At 68.6% G+C, this 19,338-nt stretch carries 17 protein-coding genes; 4 read left to right on the top strand and 13 right to left on the bottom strand.

Going from position 1 to position 19,338, the window contains the following annotated elements:
• Position 1 precedes the first annotated feature (1 nt).
• The 7 genes from B7P44_RS21850 to B7P44_RS21820 all read right to left on the bottom strand — a co-directional run bounded on the left by B7P44_RS21850 (position 2) and on the right by B7P44_RS21820 (position 10,105).
• Positions 2–1,366 carry a CheR family methyltransferase gene (locus tag B7P44_RS21850; protein ID WP_084908098.1) on the bottom strand — a complete coding sequence of 455 codons (1,365 nt, stop codon included), beginning with the start codon at positions 1,364–1,366 and terminating at the stop codon, positions 2–4.
• Positions 1,363–1,890 carry a chemotaxis protein CheW gene (locus B7P44_RS21845; protein ID WP_084908097.1) on the bottom strand — a complete coding sequence of 176 codons (528 nt, stop codon included), beginning with the start codon at positions 1,888–1,890 and terminating at the stop codon, positions 1,363–1,365. Before B7P44_RS21845 ends, B7P44_RS21850 begins: the two co-directional genes overlap by 4 nt.
• Positions 1,887–3,563, bottom strand: a complete 1,677-nt coding sequence (locus B7P44_RS21840; RefSeq protein ID WP_084908096.1) for a methyl-accepting chemotaxis protein — start codon at positions 3,561–3,563, stop codon at positions 1,887–1,889. Before B7P44_RS21840 ends, B7P44_RS21845 begins: the two co-directional genes overlap by 4 nt.
• Positions 3,564–3,724: 161 nt before the next feature.
• Positions 3,725–4,858, bottom strand: coding sequence for a hybrid sensor histidine kinase/response regulator (locus tag B7P44_RS21835; protein WP_084908095.1), 1,134 nt, complete (start codon positions 4,856–4,858; stop codon positions 3,725–3,727).
• Between the two features lie 410 nt (positions 4,859–5,268).
• Positions 5,269–6,852: a Na+/H+ antiporter gene (locus B7P44_RS21830; protein ID WP_084908094.1), complete on the bottom strand. Its 1,584-nt coding sequence runs from the start codon at positions 6,850–6,852 to the stop codon at positions 5,269–5,271.
• A gap of 156 nt (positions 6,853–7,008) precedes the next feature.
• The gene (locus tag B7P44_RS21825; RefSeq protein ID WP_084908093.1) at positions 7,009–8,442 is read right to left on the bottom strand and encodes an aldehyde dehydrogenase family protein; all 1,434 of its coding nucleotides are present in this window, start codon (positions 8,440–8,442) and stop codon (positions 7,009–7,011) included.
• A 22-nt stretch (positions 8,443–8,464) separates the two neighbouring features.
• Positions 8,465–10,105, bottom strand: a complete 1,641-nt coding sequence (locus tag B7P44_RS21820) for an acetolactate synthase large subunit (RefSeq protein ID WP_084908092.1) — start codon at positions 10,103–10,105, stop codon at positions 8,465–8,467.
• A 413-nt stretch (positions 10,106–10,518) separates the two neighbouring features.
• Here B7P44_RS21820 and B7P44_RS21815 point away from each other — a divergent pair, with 413 nt between their 5' ends.
• Positions 10,519–10,836, top strand: a complete 318-nt coding sequence (locus B7P44_RS21815; RefSeq protein ID WP_321970408.1) for a type II toxin-antitoxin system RelE/ParE family toxin — start codon at positions 10,519–10,521, stop codon at positions 10,834–10,836.
• Between the two features lie 3 nt (positions 10,837–10,839).
• Entirely contained in the window at positions 10,840–11,139 is a 300-nt protein-coding gene (locus B7P44_RS21810) for an addiction module antidote protein (RefSeq protein WP_059851409.1), read from the top strand.
• Positions 11,140–11,186: 47 nt separating this feature from the next.
• Here B7P44_RS21810 and B7P44_RS21805 read toward each other — a convergent pair whose 3' ends face one another.
• The 5 genes from B7P44_RS21805 to andAc all read right to left on the bottom strand — a co-directional run bounded on the left by B7P44_RS21805 (position 11,187) and on the right by andAc (position 15,889).
• Positions 11,187–12,473 carry a DUF445 domain-containing protein gene (locus B7P44_RS21805; RefSeq protein ID WP_084908090.1) on the bottom strand — a complete coding sequence of 429 codons (1,287 nt, stop codon included), beginning with the start codon at positions 12,471–12,473 and terminating at the stop codon, positions 11,187–11,189.
• Positions 12,474–12,570: 97 nt separating this feature from the next.
• On the bottom strand, positions 12,571–13,791 hold the full coding sequence (andAa, locus tag B7P44_RS21800; protein ID WP_084908089.1) for an anthranilate 1,2-dioxygenase system ferredoxin--NAD(+) reductase: 1,221 nt from the start codon (positions 13,789–13,791) through the stop codon (positions 12,571–12,573).
• On the bottom strand, positions 13,781–14,107 hold the full coding sequence (gene andAb / locus B7P44_RS21795) for an anthranilate 1,2-dioxygenase ferredoxin subunit AndAb (protein WP_084908088.1): 327 nt from the start codon (positions 14,105–14,107) through the stop codon (positions 13,781–13,783). Before andAb ends, andAa begins: the two co-directional genes overlap by 11 nt.
• A 19-nt stretch (positions 14,108–14,126) precedes the next feature.
• Positions 14,127–14,603: an anthranilate 1,2-dioxygenase small subunit AndAd gene (gene andAd, locus B7P44_RS21790; protein WP_084908087.1), complete on the bottom strand. Its 477-nt coding sequence runs from the start codon at positions 14,601–14,603 to the stop codon at positions 14,127–14,129.
• 14 nt (positions 14,604–14,617) lie between these two features.
• Entirely contained in the window at positions 14,618–15,889 is a 1,272-nt protein-coding gene (gene andAc / locus B7P44_RS21785) for an anthranilate 1,2-dioxygenase large subunit AndAc (protein ID WP_084908086.1), read from the bottom strand.
• A gap of 213 nt (positions 15,890–16,102) precedes the next feature.
• On the opposite strand from andAc, the gene andR reads away from it, so the two are divergent.
• Positions 16,103–17,062: an anthranilate 1,2-dioxygenase regulatory protein AndR gene (gene andR, locus B7P44_RS21780; protein WP_084908085.1), complete on the top strand. Its 960-nt coding sequence runs from the start codon at positions 16,103–16,105 to the stop codon at positions 17,060–17,062.
• 143 nt (positions 17,063–17,205) lie between these two features.
• Here the strand turns inward: andR and B7P44_RS21775 are convergent, their stop codons facing one another.
• Entirely contained in the window at positions 17,206–18,096 is an 891-nt protein-coding gene (locus tag B7P44_RS21775) for a LysR family transcriptional regulator (protein WP_084908084.1), read from the bottom strand.
• Between the two features lie 91 nt (positions 18,097–18,187).
• Here B7P44_RS21775 and B7P44_RS21770 point away from each other — a divergent pair, with 91 nt between their 5' ends.
• Positions 18,188–19,321: a muconate/chloromuconate family cycloisomerase gene (locus B7P44_RS21770; protein WP_084908083.1), complete on the top strand. Its 1,134-nt coding sequence runs from the start codon at positions 18,188–18,190 to the stop codon at positions 19,319–19,321.
• The last annotated feature ends 17 nt before the right edge of the window (positions 19,322–19,338 follow it).

Raw genomic sequence — 19,338 nt, 5'->3', positions numbered from 1 at the left:
ATTATCCCGCCGCGCGCCGCGCGCGCTCGAGCATCCGTTGCGCGCCCGCGCGGTCGCCGCCGACGTCGAGCAGCGTCGCGAGATGCGTCAGCGCCTCGTGGTGCGTCGGCCGCAGGTACAGCGCCTTGCGGTAGAAGTCGCCCGCCTCCGCGGCCCGGCCGCGCGCGTCCGCGATCAGCCCGCGCAGGTAGAACGCGTCGGCATGCAGCCCGGCGCGCGCGGTGAACCGCGCGAGCGCGCGCTCGGCTTCGTCGAACGCACCCGCGTTCGCGAGCGCCTGCGCATGCTCCAGCGTCGACGGGGCGCCCCCGGCCGCCTGAGCCTGCACATCGCTGCCATGGCCGCCGTCCGCCGCCCGTTCCGGCGCGGCGGCAAGCGCGAGCGGGCGCGCCGCCGCACCGGCAAACCACCCGGACGGCGCCGTGCGCGGCGCGGCGACGCGCGCCGCCGCGGACCGGTCGGCGCGCCACGGCCGCACGGCAGGCGGCAGCGCCGCGGCGAGCCCGTCGGCCAGCCGCTCGGCGACGCTCGCGCGCTGGAACGCGAACGCGAGAGGAATCCGCGCGGAACACATCCCGTGGCGCATCGCGACACCGGTCTCGGCCGGGCCGACGAACAGCATCCCGTCGTCGGTCAGGCAGCGCTGCAGCGACTGGATCACGCGATCCTGCGCGTCGCGCTCGAAATAGATCAGCACGTTGCGGCAGAACACGAAATCGTAGCGCGTGAGCGCGTCGCCGACCGGCTCGATCAGGTTCCCCTGCCGGAACTGCACGCACGCGCGCACGCGCTCGTCGAGCTGCCAGCCGTCCGCCACCGGCGTGAAATGCCGCGCGCGAAACTCCAGCGCGTGCCCGCGGAACGCATTGCGTCCGTAGCGGCCGAGCCGCGCCTGCTCGATCGCGTTGTCGCTGAGATCGATCGCGTCGATCGTGAAGCGCGCGGGATCGAGCCCCGCGTCGAGCAGCGCCATCGCCGCCGAAAACGGCTCCTCGCCGGTCGAGCACGGCGCGCTCAGCACGCGCACCACGCGGCCGGGATGCGCGGTGAGACGTTCGACCGCGAGCCGCACGAGCGTCGCGAACGCCTCGCGGTCGCGGAAAAACCAGGTTTCCGGCACGACGAATCGCTCGATCAGCGCGCGCCGCTCGTCGCCGCTGGCGTTCAACCGCTGCCAGTACGCGTCGAGCGCGTCCGGCGGGACGGGCGGCCGCGCGGCGCAGGGCATCCGCCCGCCGTCCGCCGCCTGCGTCGCGTAGATGCGCTCGGTCACCGCGCGCATCAGGAAATCGTGGCCGAGCGAGTCGGGATCGATGCCGGTCTCGCGCAGGAGCCATGCGCGAAAACGCGAAGCGATGTTTGTCACGCCGGCGCCCCTCCGTTGGCCGATGCATCGTCGAACAGGTGCAGGCTCGCGACCGAATCGATGATGTCGCGCACCGACACCTGCTGCACGATGCCGTCCGGCGTGCTCGCGACCGGGCCGAGCCAGCGCGTGCGCGGCGTCGCGACGCCGCTCGCGCGGAACGCGCCGCACTCGATCCGCATCGTCCGGGTCGCGCGCTCGACGATCAGGCCGAGCACCCGCTCGCCGGCGTCCGCTTCGTTCGCGCAATCTCGGACCCTGTATCGAACCATCACGAGCCGCGTCGAGCGCAGCGCGTGCGCGGGGCGCCCGAGCGCCAGCATCGGCACGTCGACGACCGGCACCGGCGCGCCGTCGCGCATCAGCAGCCCGGCGACCCACGCGGGCGCGCCGGGCACCGCCTTCGCAGTCGCGAGCGGCAGCACCGCGTCGATCGAGGCGGCGTCGAGCGCATAGCGTTCGCCGTCCAGCTCGAACAGCAGGAACAGCGCCGGTGCGCCGTGCAGGGCGTCCGCGCGCGTCACGCGTCCACCTTGAAGCGCGACACGCTGGTGCGCAACTGGTTCGCGACCAGCGTCAGGTCGTCGATCGCCTGCGACGACTGGCGCAGCGATTCGGCCGTCTGCTGCGCGGCTTCCGATAGTTGCGACAGCGCCTGCGTGATCTGCTCCGCGCCGGTCGCCTGCGTCTGCATCCCTTCGTTGACCATCTGGAAGCGCGGCGCGAGCGTCTGCACCTCGGCGATGATCTGCGACAGCTGCCCGCCGACCTGCTGCACGTCGAGCATCCCGCGGCGCACTTCCTCGGAGAACTTGTCCATCCCCATCACGCCGGCCGACACGGCCGACTGGATCTCCTTCACCGTCTGCTCGATGTCGTAGGTCGCGACCGCCGTCTGGTCCGCGAGCCGGCGGATCTCGGTCGCGACGACCGCGAAGCCGCGGCCGTATTCGCCGGCCTTCTCCGCCTCGATCGCCGCGTTCAGCGACAGCAGGTTGGTCTGGTCCGCGACCCTGGTGATGGTCGCGACGACCTGGTTGATGTTGAGCGCCTTCTCGTTGAGGATCGCGAGCTTCGCGTTCACCGAGCCGGCCGCGTCCATCACGCTGCGCATCGTCTCGCCCATCCGCGTGAGCCCGCTCTGGCTCACGCCCGCGAGCGTCGCCGACTGCTCGGCGACCGACGACACCTCGTTCATCGTGTGCAGCAGGTCGCGCGACGTCGCGAAGATCTCGCGCGAGGTCGCGCCGATCTCGGTCGTCGTCGCGGCGGTCTCGTTCGCGGTGGCCTGCTGCTCGCGCGACGTCGCCGCGATCTCGGCCACCGACGTCGTCACCTGCAGCGACGACTGCTGCGCGCGCCCGACCAGTTCGGTCAGTTCGTCGGCCATCCGGTTGAAGCCCGTCTCGAGCGTGCCGAACTCGTCGTAGCGGTTCAGCGCGAGGCGGCGCGTGAGATTGCCGGTGCGCATCACGTCGTGCACTTCGACGAGCCGCGCCATCGGCACCGTGATCGCGCGATACAGCACATAGCCGAGCGCAAGCGCGGCCAGCAGCACGACGGTCAGCGCGACCGCCAGCACCACCACGGTGCCCTGCACCGATTCGCGGATCAGCTTCGCGGACTGGTCCGCGAACGTACGGTTCTCCTGGACCATCGTATTCGCGTGGCGCACCACTTCCGCCCACGCGGGCAGCACGGTCGCATACGCCGCGGCCGCTTCGCCGCGCGACCCGAGGCTCTTCTGCACGGCGTCGTTCAGTAGCGGCAGATAGCGATCGTAGGCGGTGCGAAACGACGAGAAGCGCGCGCGGTCGTCTTCGCGGAACGTCGTGTTCTGATAGTCGACCAACAGCGTGTCGATCTCCTTCGTCACGTCGGCGATCTTCGCGAGGTCGCGGCGCGCGGCGTCCGGATCGGAATCGACGAAGACCGCCCGCTGCAGCAGCATGAACGACTCGTTGACCGCGCCGCGCAGCGACGACGCGAGATATGCGCCAGGCAGCGAATCGCGCTCGATGCTGACGGCTTCGCCGTTGATCGCGCGCAGGCGCTCGTAGGACAGTCCGGCCGTCAGCAGCATCAGCACGAACAGCACGCCGAAGCTGAGCAGGATGCGGTTGCCGAGGGTCAGCCGGGCGGCGCCGATCGTCGGGTGCAAGCTTTCATTGGTCGCGCGAGGCGTCACGGTGGCCATGTTCGTTGTGGGCTTTCAAAGTCTGCGTTGAAAAATATCCGCGCCGGCCGGCGCCCGCCGGAGGCGGTGCGACCGGCGCGCGTGGGGAGCGGGCGCGCACGCGCGCGGCATGGCCGTGGGGCGCCGCCCGCATGCCGGGCGAGGCCGCGCGACCTGCGGATTCACCGCTGCGCTTGTGCGGGGAGCCGGAGCGCGACCATGAAGCCGCGCGCGGTATCGCGCATCAGGATCTGGCCCCGATGCCGCGCGGCCGTCGCGCGGACGAACGCGAGCCCGAGGCCGAAGCCGCCGCGCGCCGCGCCGTGCGCGGGCTCGAGCCTCACGAACGTCTCGGTCGCCGACGCGCGCTGCGCGGGCGCGATGCCGGCGCCGCCGTCCTCGACGCCGATCAGCCACGCGCCGTCGTCGCCGCCCAGCGTGCAATGCACGTCCGTTCCGGCCGGGCCGTACTTGAGCCCGTTGTCGATCAGGTTGGCGACCGCGCGCGTCAGCATCATCCGGTCGCCCATGGTCACGCATTCGGCGTCCGGCACCTGCGCGACGACCCGGCTGCCGAACCCGGCGGCCTTTTCCCACAGCTGGTCGACTGCGTCGAGCACGATTTCGTTGAGGCTGACGACCTCGTGCGCGCGGCGCTCCGACTGCGCGCGGGTCAGGTGGATGAAGCCGTCGGCCAGCGCGAGCGCGCGCCGCGCGTGGCCGGCGATGCGCTCCATGATCGGCGGCATGTCGCCGTGCTCTGCCCGGTACACGTCGAGCAGCGCAAGGATCGACGTCTGCGGCGAACGCATGTCGTGCGACAGGAAATCGAGCGCTTCGTCGCGCTGGCGCGACATCAGGTAGGAATTCGAATGGTAGCGAATGCGTGCCGTCAGCTCCATCGCGTCGGGCAGCTTGACGAGATAGTCGTTCGCGCCGGCGACGAACGCCTCGCGCTTGACGACCGGCTCCTCCTTCGCGGACAGCACGATGATCGGCACGCGTGCGGTGGCCGCGTCCGCGCGCCACGCGCGCACGAGGTCGAGGCCGTCGATGTCCGGCATCACCAGGTCCTGCAGGATGACCGTCGGCTTCACGTCGCGCGCGACGGCCATCGCCTGCTGCGCGTCGGTGCAAACATGAAGATCGATGTCATGTTCGCTGCGCAACGCGCGGCGAATCACTTCGCCGACGAACGCTTGATCGTCGACAAGCAGGACCGATAAACCGGACTCGAGGTAATCCGATACCTTTTCACCACTCGATTCTTTCATAACCGTTGTTTCAAACGCGGAATCTCCAATCGATTCATTCATGGGAGTTGATTATCCGACTTAAGCGCGATCTTATTCTTGCGGAGGAATGATCCGCCTGCTGACGCCGATCGGGCCCATCGGCGCTGGCGCGCAAGGCCATCGGATGCCGAGTTTCCCCGTCGACACCCGGTGCTCGCCCCGCACAATCTCTCTCAATAAATATAAGCAGCTGATTCTAAATGAAATTAGAGCACAGTATCTATCCGCTTCCTGTTTAGTTAAGCCAAGCAGTCAAAAAGACCGGCGTCGGAATAAATCCGATCATTTACAGGATGGAAATGGGCAGGCGAATGCGGCAGGCGCGCGTGCCGCCAACCGGCGGGGCGGGAATGGGCGGCCGCGGGCCGGCGTCGCGGCCGCGACAGCGGGCGTGACGGTCGAAAGACGGCGGGCGCCGGCGCGCCCGGCGTTCATCCGCGCGCGTGCTGCGCGGCGACTTCCTGCAGGTCGAGATCGCGTTCGAGCGCGTGCAGCATTTCGTCGTGGATCTGCCCGGAACGATGCAGGCGCAACAATTCCGCGCGGCCGGCCGCGATCGCGGCGAGCACGACGTCGTAGTGCGCGGCGCGCTCGCTGTCCGGAAACGCGGTCTCGTGCTGCAGGCGCTGCGTCAATTCCGCGCGATACGTGTACTGCTCGAGCAGGCGCGGATGGATCACGACGCCGTTCTCGTCACGCACGAGCGGCTGGATCGCCGCGAGCTGCGCGGCCTCGACGCGCGCCCACGCCTGCGGCTCGGTCAGGTGATGCGCGGCATGCCCGAACTGCTGCGGCAGGCGCAGCAGCCGGATCAGCGGGCCGATCGTCGTGCCCTGCAGCAGCACGGTGACGAGAATCACCGCGAACGCGGCGACGAGGATCAGGTCGCGGCCCGGCATCGCGTCGGGCAGCGACAGCGCGATCGCGAGCGTGACGACGCCCCGCATCCCGGCCCAGCTCATCACGGTCGCGGCCCGCCAGTCCGGCCGGCACGCGCCGCGCGTGAACCGGCGCGTCGGCCCTTTCAGCCCCTCGACCGCATAGATCCACAGGAAGCGCGACACGACCACCGCGGCCAGCACCGCGAGCACGGCCGGCATCATCGTGCCGATCACCTGCTCGAAACCGCCGAGCCGGTGGATCACGGCACGCAGCGACAGTCCGATCAGCACGAACACCAGCGCCTCGAGCAGGAACACGACGACCTGCCAGAATGCGGTGGCGCGCGTGCGCACCGCCGCCGAGAACACCTCGTGCTGGTGCCAGCCGAGCATCATGCCGACCACCACGGTCGCGATCACGCCCGACACTTCGAGCATTTCGCCGGCGATATAGCCGATCCAGCCGGAGAGCACCGCGACGGTGATCACGAGGTAGTCGTCGTCGAGCAGCTTCAGGAAGCGCACGACGAGCCAGCCGATCACGAAGCCGACCACCACGCCGCCGACGCCCAGCTCCGCGAAGCCGACGAGCGCGTGCTGGAAGCTGAACGCGCCGGTCAGCGCAGCGACGACCGCGAAGCGGAACAGCACGAGGCCCGCCGCGTCGTTCAGCAGGCTCTCGCCTTCGAGCAGCACCATCAGCCGGCGCGGCAGCGCGACGCGTTCGAGCACGGCCTTCGCCGCGACCGCGTCGGGCGGCGACACGATCGCGCCGAGCGCGAAGCAGGCGGCCCACGGCAGCGACGGCACGACCCAGTGCACGGCGAGCCCGACCGCGAGCGTCGTGAACGCGACCGCGCCGATCGCGAGCAGCAGGATGCCGCCGAGGTTGCGCTTGAACTCCTCCCACACGGAGAAATACGCGCCGTCCATCAGCAGCGGCGGCAGGAACACCACCAGCACGAGATCGGGGTCGAGGTTGATCGGCGGCAGGCCGGGAATGAACGCGATGCCGACGCCGCCGACGAGCAGCGCCGCGGCGGGCGGCAAGCGCAGCCGCTTGGCGATGCATTCAAGCGCGACGATCGCGAGAAAAGACAACAGAACCAGCTTGAATGCCGATACGGGGGACATGAATCGACCTCGTGAAGAAATAATCCGCCGGCGGGCCGGGTGTCGTACCCCGGCCCGCCGTGTCGCGCGATTACATCACGATGCCGTGCGTGCAGTCGAGACCGTTCGTCGGATGGGCGGCGCCTGCGCGCGCCGCCGGGTTTCCTCCGCGCCGCACTACCTGCGCCGCACCACCATCAGGCGCGGCTCGGTCATGTCCTCGATCGCGTAGCGGATCCCTTCACGGCCGAGGCCCGAGTCCTTCACGCCGCCGTACGGCATGTTGTCGACGCGGAACGACGGCACGTCGTTGATCACGACGCCGCCCACGTCCAGTTCGTCCCACGCGCGCTGCGCATGCGCGAGCGAATCGGTGAACACGCCGGCCTGCAGCCCGAAATCGCTGTCGTTCACGCGCGCAAGCGCGTCGTCGAAGTCGTCGAACTTCTCGAGGATCGCGACCGGGCCGAACGCTTCCTTCCGGTACAAATCCTGCTCGCGGCCGACGTTCTCGAGCAGCGTCGCCTCGAACATCGCGCCGTCGACCTTGCCGCCCGCGACGACCTGCGCGCCCGCCGCGACGGCCGCGTCCATCCAGCCCGCGAGCCGGCGCGATTCGGATTCGGAGATCATCGGGCCGACGAAGGTCGCCGGATCCTTCGGATCGCCCATCTTCAGCGAGCGGGTTTTCGCGATCAGCTTCTCGCGCAGCGCGTCGTAGAGGCCGGCGTGCACGATGATCCGCTGCACGCCGATGCAGCTCTGCCCCGACTGGTAGTACGCGCCGAATGCGAGCCGCTCGACCACGTAGTCGAGCCGGTCGCGCTGGTCCGCGTCGACGATCGCCGCCGCGTTGCCGCCCAGCTCCAGCACGACCTTCTTCTTGCCGGCCTTCTCCTTCAGCGCCCAGCCGACCGCGGGCGAGCCCGTGAACGACAGCAGCTTGAAGCGCTCGTCGCTCGTAAACAGGTCCGCGCCGTCGCGATGCGCGGGCAGCACCGAGAACGCGCCCTTCGGCAGGTCGGTTTCCGCAAGAATCTCGCCGATGATCAGCGCGCCGATCGGCGTGCGGCTCGCCGGCTTCAGCACGAACGGGCAGCCGGCCGCGAGCGCCGGCGCGACCTTGTGCGCGGCGAGGTTCAGCGGGAAGTTGAACGGCGAGATGAACGAGCACGGACCGATCGGCACGCGCTTGGTGTAGCCCGTGTAGCCCTGCGCGCGCGCGGAAATTTCGAGGTTGATCACTTCGCCGTCGATCCGCACCGACTCCTCGGACGCGACGCGGAACGTGTCGATCAGCCGCGTCACTTCGCCCTTCGAATCGTTGATCGGCTTGCCGGCCTCGATGCACAGCGCCTCGGCCAGCTCGTCGAAGCGCTCGCGAAAGCGCGCGACGCAGTGGTCGAGCACCGCCTGACGCCTGTACGCGGGCAGCTCGCGCATCGGCTTCGCGGCGGCGACCGCCGCGCCGATCGCCGCATCGATCGCCTTCGCGTCGGCCAGCGCGACGCGCGTCGCGACCGCGCCGCTGTACTTGTCCGTCACGTCGAGATCGGTGTTCGCGTATACCGCTTCGTTGGCGAGGTAGTACGGATAGGTTTCCTTCAGCATGGAACGTCTCCTTCCGGTGAATTCAGAGTTGCGCCGACAGGCGCTTGATCTCGCGGTTCAGCACGCGCTCGTTGTCCGAGTAGTCGATCGGCACGTCGATCACGTGCACGCCCGGCGATGCGAAGCAGTCGCGCAGCAGCGGCTCGAGATCGTCGGCCGCGTCGACCCGGTGGCCGTGCGCGCCGTAGCTCTGCGCGTACGACACGAAATCCGGGTTCTGCAGCGTCATCGCGAAGTCGGGGAAATTCATGTTCTCCTGCTTCCAGCGGATCATCCCGAACGCGTCGTCGCGCAGGATCATCACGACGATGTCGAGCTTCAGCCGCACTGCCGTCTCGAGCTCCTGCGAGTTCATCATGAAGCCGCCGTCGCCGCACACGGCGATCACCTTGCGCTGCGGATGCACGATCTTCGTCGCGATCGCCGACGGCAGGCCTGCGCCCATCGACGCGAGCGCGTTGTCGAGCAGCAGCGAGTTCGGCTCGTGCGCGCGCCAGTAGCGCGCGAACCAGATCTTGTACATCCCGTTGTCGAGGCACACGATCCCGTCGGCCGGCAGCGCGCGGTACAGGTCGTTGACGATGCGCACCGGATACATCGGGAAGCGCGGGTCTTGCTGCCCCTTCTGCAGGTGCGCGTCGAAATGCTCCTTGATCATCGCGAAACGCGCGAAATCCCAATGCGGCTGCGGCGCGAGCGCCTCCTTCATCTGCCACACCGCGTTCGCGATGTCGCCGACCACCTCGATCTGCGGGAAATAGACCGGGTCGACCTGCGCGCCGAGGAAGTTCACGTGGATCACGGTCTTGTCGTCGGCGCGCATGAAGAACGGCGGCTTCTCGATCACGTCGTGGCCGACGTTGATGATGCAGTCCGCGTGCTCGATCGCGCGGTGCACGAAGTCGCCGTCCGACAGCGTCGCGTTGCCGAGCCAGAGCGGGTGCGTCTCGTCGATCACGCCCTTGCCCATCTGCGTCGTGAAGAACGGGATGCCCGTCTTGTCGACGAATTCGAGCAGCATCTTGCAGGTCGTCTTGCGGTTGCCGCCCGCGCCGATCATCAGGAGCGGATGGCGCGCGGCCTGGATCGCGTCGACCGCGTGCGCGACCGCCTTCTCCTCCGCGACCGGGCGCCGGCTGTAGCTCGCCGGGATCGGCTTGCCGTCGCCTTCCTCATGCGCGATGTCCTCCGGCAGCTCGAGGTGGGTCGCGCCCGGCCGCTCCTCTTCCGCGCGCCGGAACGCCTCGCGCACGGCCGACGGGATGTTGCCGATCGACACGATCTGCCGCGTGAACTTCGTGAGCGGCTGCATCATGTCGACGACGTCGACGATCTGGAAGTGACCCTGCTTGCTGGACTTGATCGGCTTTTGCCCGGTGATCATCAGCATCGGCATCCCGCCGAGCTGCGCATACGCGGCCGCCGTCACGAAGTTGGTCGCGCCGGGGCCGAGCGTCGCCAGGCAGACGCCCGTCTTGCCCGTCAGGCGGCCGTAGGTGGCGGCCATGAAGCCGGCCGCCTGCTCGTGCCGGGTCAGCACGAGCTTGATCCGCGATCGCCGCAGCGATTCGAGCAGATCGAGGTTTTCCTCGCCGGGAATGCCGAACACATACTCGACGCCTTCGGCTTCCAGCGCCTTCACGAACAGATCCGATGCTTTCATGGGGGGACTCTCGGTTGATGCCGCCTGCCCGGCCTACGGGCGTGCGACGCTCAGGACGCACGCCGGCCTACGGCGCGCGGACGCTTTACCTACCAGACACTGACCACACTGCACGTGCCCGCCGCGCAGCGCGCGGCGGCGTCTCCGGAAACCGGAGGACGAACGGATCCGCCGGCGCGCAATGAACGCGCGCCGGCGGCAAAGACGCTTTCGATTGTAGACGGAATCGGACATTCCCGACTTCGGTCGCTGCTCCGTCCGATCGTCGCGGAGGGATCGTCCGAACGGCCAATCGGACCGTCAGGCGAGGTGGGCGGCTCTATAGTCAGACATCGCGCCGCCATCCGTCCGATGGAAAAGCGACGCGACGCTCCACCGACAATCTGTGAACCATGGTTGACACACTGCTATCGATGCCCTACATTCCTCCTGTATTCACCATCGGAACCACCGAGTTCTTCGACGCATGGTTCGACGCGCTGCAGGATCGCGTCGCGAAGCGCCGCATCCAGGCGCGCATCGACCGGCTGGCGACGGGCAACCCTGGCGACTGGAAGTCCGTCGGCGCGCCGGTCGTCGAAATGCGCATCGACCATGGCCCGGGCTATCGCGTCTACTATGCGCAGCGGGAATCGGCATGGGTGATCCTGCTGTGCGGCGGCGACAAGTCGACGCAACAGGCGGACATACGGGCTGCGCATGCGATGCTCGAGCATCTCGATACGGAGTAGTCGATGGACAAGATCAAGACCCGGCCATGGGATTCGGCCGAACACCTGAAGACCGAAGACGACATGGCCGAGTACTTCGAAGCCTGTCTGCAGGAGGCCGGCGACGATCCGGCCTTCATCGCGCACGCGCTCGGCGTGATCGCGCGTGCGCGCGGCATGTCACAGGTCGCGCGCGATGCGGGCCTGTCGCGCGAAGGCCTGTACAAGGCGCTGTCGCACGACGGCAACCCGAGCTTCGGCACGATCCTGAAGGTCATCAAGGCGCTCGGCCTGCAACTGCACGGCTCGAAAGCGCACGTCTGATCCGGGCGCGCGCGACGTCGCGCCTTTTCCCGCCGGCGCCGGCCGCCTCAATGCAGCCAGCCGCCCGCCCAGCGCGGCGCAAGCGACACGAGATACAGCCCGAGCCCGATCAACCCGCCCACCAGCGTGCCGTTGATGCGGATGTACTGAAGGTCCTTCCCGATGTTCAGCTCGATCTGCCGCGACATCTCGCGCGCGTCCCAGTTGCGCACCGTGTCGCGGATATGCCGCATCAGGAAGTCGGCGAAATCCGGCGCCATCTCGTACACGGCCTTCTCGACATGCTCGTTCAGCGATGCGCGCAGCGCCGGGCTTTCCACGAGCCGCGCGCCGAGCCAGCCGCCGAGCGTCGCGGCCTGCCGGTGCAGCGTCGAGTCGGCGCGCGCGAGATCGGCCTTCAGCCACGTGCGCAGCTGGTCCCACAGATCCAAAAGGTAGGTGTTGAACGCATCGCCGTCGCGGATGTAGCGCTTGATATCCTCACCCTTCTCGATGAACACGGGGTCGTGCTTCAGGCGCTCGACCAGCTTGACGACCGTCGCGTCGAAGCGCTGCCGCAGTTCGTGCTCCGGGTCCGCGGCGACCTGTTCGAGCACGCGGTTCACCGCGTTCGCGATCAGCTCGGCGCCGTTCTCGCCGAGCCAGTTCGTCGGCAGGATCTTCTCGACGGTCGGGTACTGGCTCTTCAGCCAGTCGACGATGTAGGCCGCGATCACCGTGCGGTTTTCCGGCTGGTCGAGCAGGTTCGTCACCTGCCCGATCGCGTCGTCGAGCAGCGCCTGGTGGCGGCCGTCCTTCGTCAGCGTGTCGAGGATCGCGCCGGCCGATTGCGACAGGTCGATGCGGTCGACCAGCGCGCGGAACGCGTCGTGCACGAACGACTGGATCCGCGCATCGTCGGTCATGTCGAGCGCGAAACTCATCAGCTTCGTCGCGTAGCTGCCGAGCGCGTCGGTGTTCGCGGGCTCGCCGAGCCATGCGCCGAGTTTCTGTGCGGGATCGTGCTGACGGATCTGCGCGGCGAGCGCGTCGGGGCCGAGGAATTTTTCGCGGACGAACACCGCGAGGTTGTCGGCGATCTTGTCCTTGTTCTGCGGAATGATTTCGGTGTGGCGCGACACGAACGGGATCGGCACGCGGCGGAACAGCGCGACGACCGCGAACCAGTCGGCGAGCGCGCCGACCATCGCGGCCTCGGCCACGGCCTTGATCCCGTCGATCCAGATGCCGCGCGGCAGGAAGATCGTCGTCACGAATACCGCGACGGCGACGAGCAGCAGCGACAGCGCGCGGCGCTTGCTGCGGTTCAGTTCGAGGGCTTTGTCTGGCGTCATGGGCGACCGGTGAGGGCAGGAGGCGAATCGGCGATGCCGCTAATATCCCCGAATTCGCGGCGGCCGACAAACGCGCAGGCGCCGCCGCGCCCCACCGTCAGAGAAACGCCTTCAGGTTCACCGCCGGGTCGGCCAGCCGGTCCGGATCGGGCGCGGCGCCCGCCGCGATCATCCGGCGGCATGCGCCGATGTCGCGCCCCGCGTTCACCGCCGCGGCCGCGACGAGCCTGCCGTCGTCGCCCAGCCCGAACACCGCGAACGGGCCCTTCGACGGATCGCCGCGCACGACCGTCGTCCGCTCGCCGCCGAACAGCCCGAGCATCTGCAGGTTGCAGTCGTACTGATCCGACCACAGCCACGGCAGCTCGGCATAGGCCTCGTCCGCGCCGAGCGCGTTCGCCGCCGCGACGGCCGGCTGGTTCTCCGCGACCTGCCACGACTCGATCCGCACGTGGCGGCCGAGCAGCGGATTGAAGTGCAGCGTCACCTCGCCCGCCGCGAAGATCGCCGGATCGGCCGTGCGGCAGCCCGCGTCGACGCGCACGCCGTTGTCGACGTCGAGGCCCGCCGCCTGCGCGAGCTCGACGTTCGGCACGACGCCGATCCCGACGACCACGATATCGGCCGTCACGTCCCCGCCCTCCGTCTCGACCACCGCGTCGCCCGACGCGCCGCGCCGGATCGCGCGCGGCAGCGCCGACAGCCGGAATTCGACGCCGCGCCCGTCGTGCAGGCGCCGCGCGAACGTGCCGACCACGTCCGGCAGCGCGCGCTGCAGCAGGCGCGCGGCCGGGTCGATCACCGTCACCGCGCAGCCGAGCTGACGCGCGGCCGCCGCGACTTCGAGGCCGATGAAGCCGCCGCCGAGCACCGCGACGCGCCGGCCCGGCGCGAGCGCCACACGCAGCGCCCGCGCATCGGCGACCGTGCGCACGTAATGCAGCGGCACGTCCGCGTCCACCGGCCCGCCGAACCGGCGGACCCGCGAGCCGGTCGCGAGCACGAGCCGGCGGTACGGCAGCGTCGCGCCGTCGTCGAGCCGCACGCGCTGCGCGTCCCGCTCGATCGCGTCGACCCGCGTGCCGAGCCGCAGCGCGATCCGCTGCGCGTCGTACCACGCGGCGTCGCGCACGAACGCGCGCGCTTCGCCGCCGTCGCTCAGCAACGCGTCCTTCGACAGCGCGGGCCGGTCGTAAGGCAGCTCGCGCTCCGCGCCGATCATCACGATACGCACGTCGGGGTCGTGCGCGCGCAGCGCTTCGGCGGTGCGGCGCGCGGCATGGCCGGCGCCGACGATCACGACAGGATCAGCCGACATTGACTTCCACCTGTCCGTCGACGACGCGGATCGGATAGGTCCGCACCGGCTCGGTGATCGGCGCGCATTTCGGCGCGCCGGTGCGGATGTCGATCAGCCCCTGATGCAGCGGGCATTCGACACAGCCGTCCTCGACATAGCCTTCCGACAGTCGCGCGTGGCCGTGCGTACAGAGGTCGTGCATCGCGAACAGTTCGTCGCCGATCCGGAACACCGCGATCGGTTTCTGTCCGGCGACGCGCGCCGCCGGTTCGTCTTCGGAGAATTCGTCGAGGGTGCCGAGCGGGTGCCACTCGGTCAGCGTTGCTTCAGTCATGTCGTTCCTCACATTCCGCTCAGATCGGGGTCGCCAGCAGCGTCTGCACGCGCGACGTGTCGTAGATCACGCGCTTGGTCCTGTAGCGCAGGCCGTCGGGCGTGCGCACCACCGTGTCGTAATACTTGCCGGCCTGGTACACGTTCGATTCACCGTTGCTGCGCGTCTGCACGACGACGTAGCTGCTCTCGGTGTCGATCTCGCCGTCGCGCTCGGCGACGACCATCAGCCCCGACGTCATGTGCCGGTACGTGTGCTCCTCGTAGATGTTCGCGTGCCGCAGCGACACGACGCGATCGCGCAGCATCCGCCGGTTCGTGCAATGCACGATCCCGACCGGCAGCCCGAGGTCCGCGTTCTCCTTCGGCACGATCTCGTACGTGCAGTCCTCGGTGAACAGCTCCGGCCACTGTTCGAGCCGGTTGTTGTCGAGATGGCCGATGTAGCGGTTCTGCAGCATCGTGATCTCGAACCACGTCTTCATGTCTTCCGTCATTTCGCGCTCCCGCTTCAATAGCCCATCAGCTTCTGGTAGCCGACCCAGAACTTGCGGATCAGGCTTTCGGTGATCACCGTGTCCTGCTGGTCCGGATTGCCGCGCGACATCTCGATCACCGACGTCGCGTCGCCGTCGCGCACCGTGCCGCGCTGCACGAGCTCGGTCGCCTCGGTGTCCTCCATCGAGATGTAGCCGGCCGGCCCGACGAGGTTCGCCTGCTTGATGCGCAACGCGCGCAGCTCGGGCGTGTCGTCCGTGTAGCCGAAGAAGTGGAAGATCAGCTCGAAGTTGTCCGGCCCCTTCGGCAGGATCTGCCGCGCCACCAGCGTGTTGTGGATCTGCTGGATCACGAGCTGCGGGAAGATCGGCTGGATGTGGTTCGTGCAGTCCTCGTCGTATTCGGACACGAGATCGAGGATCGATTCGTCCTCCAGATGAAAGCCTTCGTCGAACGAGCGGATGTGCTGCTGCTTGTAGGCCGCCGACGTGTCTTCGCCGGTCTTCGTCACCGTGATGATGCTGTGCAGCCCGTGCGTCGCGTCGGGAATCGAGCGCGCCTTCATGCCGACGCGGAAGATGTTGAAGGTCGTATGGAACAGGTGCAGCATGCTCGCGTGATACGGGTCCTTCACGTTCTCCAGGTACAGCTTCCAGTTCGATTTCGAATACTGGCGCGTGCAGCCGAGATATTCGACCGGCTTGTGGAAGATCCGGTCGATCCACGGGCGCATCTGCTCGCCGAGGTAGTCGGGCAGCGGTGCGACGTCGTCGCTGAAGCTCGCGAACACGAGGCCGCGATAGCTGTCGACGCGCAGCTTGCGCAGCCCGTGCTGCTTCGGATCGAAGTCGGCCGGCATCCCGGTCATCCCCTTCTGGCCGCGCCGGAACGGCACGCCGAGCAGGTTGCCGGTATTGTCGAAGCTCCACTGGTGATACACGCACGTGTGCGAGCTCGCATTGCCGCGCGCCTTGCGGCACACCTGCGCGCCGCGGTGCGCGCAGCGGTTCACCCACGCGGCGAGCGCGCCGTCCTCGGCGCGCGTGACGACGACCGGCGTGTCGCCGACGAACGTGCTCTTGAAGTCGCCCGGGTTCGGGATCTCCGCTTCCAGCGCGACGAAATTCCACGTCGGACCGCGGAAGATGCGTTCCTGCTCGCGGTCGTAGACGGCGTGCGAGCTGAACACCTTGTACGGCACGCGCGAGCCATCGTCGTGCGGAAACCTCACGTCGGACGCGTCTTCACGCGCCGCGAACAGGACTGGCGATTCTGTCTGCTCCATGTCGGACTCCTTGTCGATCCGGTTGGGATGTCTTGATGGAGCCGATTTTTGAAAAGCTAAAATTCGCCGTCTATCCGGAATCTGCAATTGCGGCGGCGCAGTATCCACTTCCGGCAGGTTTCTGCGCTAGGATGGCGACAAACGTGACGCCCGAGTGCGATCCCACCCCATTCGTCGGATCGAAGCGCGCGTCCCAAAACCAGACCGATGCCCATGCCCCCAACGTCGTTCGAGCCGCTCGCGCTGCGCGCGCACCGGCTGTTCGAATCCCGCGATCTCGACGAGACGCGCGAGCGGATTTCGCGCGTGATGCAGCCGCACGCGCTGCTGCCGAGCGGCCGCGTGCACGGCGCGTCGCACATGGACTTCGTGCGGATCGGCGGGCTCGGGATCGGCACGATCGCGTTCGGCGAACCGATGCGCGTGCAGGTCGACGCGGTCGACGGCTATTACCTGCTGATGTTCTGCCTGTCCGGACAGGCCGACGTGCGGGCGATGGGCCGGCAGGTCGGCGTCGACGGGCAGACCGGCGTGCTGTGCGCGCCCGGCGAGCGCTTCGATGCGCAGCTGTCCGCCGATTGCGAGCAGTTCGTGCTGCGCATCGATGCGGCCACCGTCGGCGCGCTGACCGGCGATCCGCGCGCAATGCTCGACCCCGTGCTGCGCGTGAGCGACGCGGCGCTCGCCGCGTGGCGCCAGCAACTGATGCTGGTCGCGGGCTCGCCGGCCCTGCTCGAACGCGCGAGCGCGAATCCGCGCGTCGCATCGCAACTCGAACACCTGCTGATCGACCTGCTGATCGAAGGGCATCCGCCGTCGGTCAGTCCCCCGTCGCGCCACGACCCCGTGCCGGGCTTCATGCGGCGCGCGCAGGAATTCGTCGCGGCCCACTACGCGCAGCCGCTGCAGCTCGCCGACATCGTCGGTGCGGCCGGCGTGCCGGAGCGCACGCTGCGCGATGCGTTCATCCAGTTTCGCGGGATGAGTCCGATGCAGTACCTGCGCCACGCGCGCCTCGCGCATGCGCGTGAACTGCTGCGCGCCGCGGGCAGCGAGCGGCGGATCGCCGACATCGCGCTCGATTGCGGCTTCACGCACCTCGGCCGGTTTGCGATCGCGTATCGGGAGACGTTCGGCGAACTGCCGTCGGAGACGCTCGACGGGAAGCGCTGAGGCGGCGTGCGGGTCCAATTTCCTGCACGCTTTCGGCCACGGCGTTCACGTTCTTCATCACTTTGCTCGCCTGTGCCTCGCCTGCAAGAAGAGGCTGTGAAATTGACAGTTGGTCGCAATCCACGGCGCAGAAAAAACGGTCGTCAGCCCGCCGGCGCGATCATCGCGCGGGCGATCGCGCAGAACGCCGCCGTCGCGGGGCTTTCGTCGTGCACGCGGCGACTCATGATGATCGGCGACGTCGCGACCGGTTCCGGCAACCGCCGGTAGACGACGCCCTTCACCCGCACGCCCTCGACGCTTTCCGGCACCAGCGACACGCCGACCTTCGCGGCCACGAGCCCGAGCGCCGTCTGCAGCTCGCGCACCTCGTGAACGGCAGCCGGTGTGAGGCCGCCGTCCCGCAGCGCAGACAACTGCTGATCCGCGAAGCTCGGCCGCGGCGTGCTCGGATAGACGATCAGCGTCTCGTGCGCGACGTCTGCCAGCGCGAGCGGCCGGTCCGGATCGGCCAGCGGATGCCCCGCCGGCAGCGCCGCGATCAGCTTCTCCTCGATCAGCGCCTCGCGCACGAGCTGGTCGTCGTCGAACCGCAGGCGGCCGAACCCGACGTCGATCCTGCCCCCCTTCAGCGCGCCGAGCTGCTCGAGCGTGAACATTTCGATCAGCGACAGCTCGACGTCCGGCCGCGCTTCGCGGAACGCGCGGATCACGTCCGGCAGCGCGCCGTACAGCGTCGACGGCACGAAGCCGATCACGATCCGCTCCGACATCTGCGCGAGCCGCCGCGTCAGGGGCCCCAGCTCGTCCGCCTGGTCGACGAGGCGCTTCGCCTGCGCGTAGAACACCCGGCCCGCCTCGGTCAGCTTCAGCGGCCGCCCGCCCCGCTCGAACAGCGGCAGGCCGATTTCGTCCTCGATCGCCTGCAACTGGCGGCTCAACGGCGGCTGCGTCATGTGCAGGCGCTCCGCGGCCCGCGTGATGTTCATTTCCTCGGCGACGGCAATGAAATACCGGAGCTGACGCAATTCCATTGCATACCTCGAAAGTATGGAAGTAGTCGGAAAGAGTGTTGGACGCCGCCGGGCGGAAGTTCCTACCATGTGCACCAACAGGAGGAATCGCATGATAGCAACTGCCGCCACCATCGACCGCGTCGAGACGCTGCTCGTCGACGTGCCGACGATCCGCCCGCACAAGCTGTCGGTCGCCACGATGAATTGCCAGACCCTCGTGCTGATCCGGATTCGATGCTCGGACGGTATCGAAGGCGTCGGCGAAGGGACGACCATCGGCGGCCTCGCATACGGCGAGGAGAGCCCGGAAAGCATCAAGGTCAACATCGACACCTATTTCGCGCCGCTGCTGCAGGGCATGGACGCGACCCGCCCGGGCGCCGTGATGGCACGCGTGCGCAAGCTGTTCCAGGGCAACCGCTTCGCGAAGTGCGCGCTCGAGACCGCGCTGTTCGACGCGCAGGCGCGCCGCCTCGGCGTGCCGCTGTCCGAGCTGTTCGGCGGCCGCACGACCGACGCGGTGGACGTCGCGTGGACGCTCGCGAGCGGCGACACGCAGCGCGACATCGCGGAAGCCGAGGCGATGCTCGACGCGCGCCGCCATCGCACATTCAAGCTGAAGATCGGCTCGAATGCGGTGGCCGACGACGTCGCGCACGTGATCGCGATCAAGCGCGCACTCGGCGAACGCGGCGACGTGCGGATCGACGTGAACCAGGCGTGGACCGAAACCGATGCGATCTGGGCCGGCCCGCGTCTTGCGGAAGCGGGCGTGAGCCTCGTCGAGCAGCCGATCGCGGCAGCCAACCGCGCGGGCCTGCAGCGCCTTACGCAGCTCGCGCAGATTCCGATCATGGCCGACGAGGCGCTGCACGGCCCCGTCGACGCGTTCGCGCTTGCGCAGGACCGCGCGGCCGACGTGTTCGCGGTGAAGATCGCGCAGTCGGGCGGCCTGCAGGGCGCGGCGAGCGTCGCGGCGATCGCGTCGGCGGCCGGCATCGGCCTGTACGGCGGCACGATGCTCGAAGGCGCGGCCGGCACGATAGCGTCCGCGCAGCTGTTCAGCACGTTCGGCGCGCTGCAATGGGGCACCGAGCTGTTCGGCCCGCTGCTCCTGACCGAGGAAATCCTCGTCGAGCCGCTGCGTTACGAAGATTTCAAGCTGCACCTGCCGGCCGCGCCCGGCCTCGGCATCACCTTCGACTGGGCCCGCATCGAACGGATGCGACGCGACGCCCGCTGATTCCCCGCACGACACCC

It is taken from the genome of Burkholderia ubonensis subsp. mesacidophila (assembly GCF_002097715.1).
In the GTDB taxonomy this organism is placed as follows: domain Bacteria; phylum Pseudomonadota; class Gammaproteobacteria; order Burkholderiales; family Burkholderiaceae; genus Burkholderia; species Burkholderia mesacidophila.
Note: the sequence above shows the minus strand (reverse complement) of the source record. Positions and strands in the feature narration are given on the sequence as shown.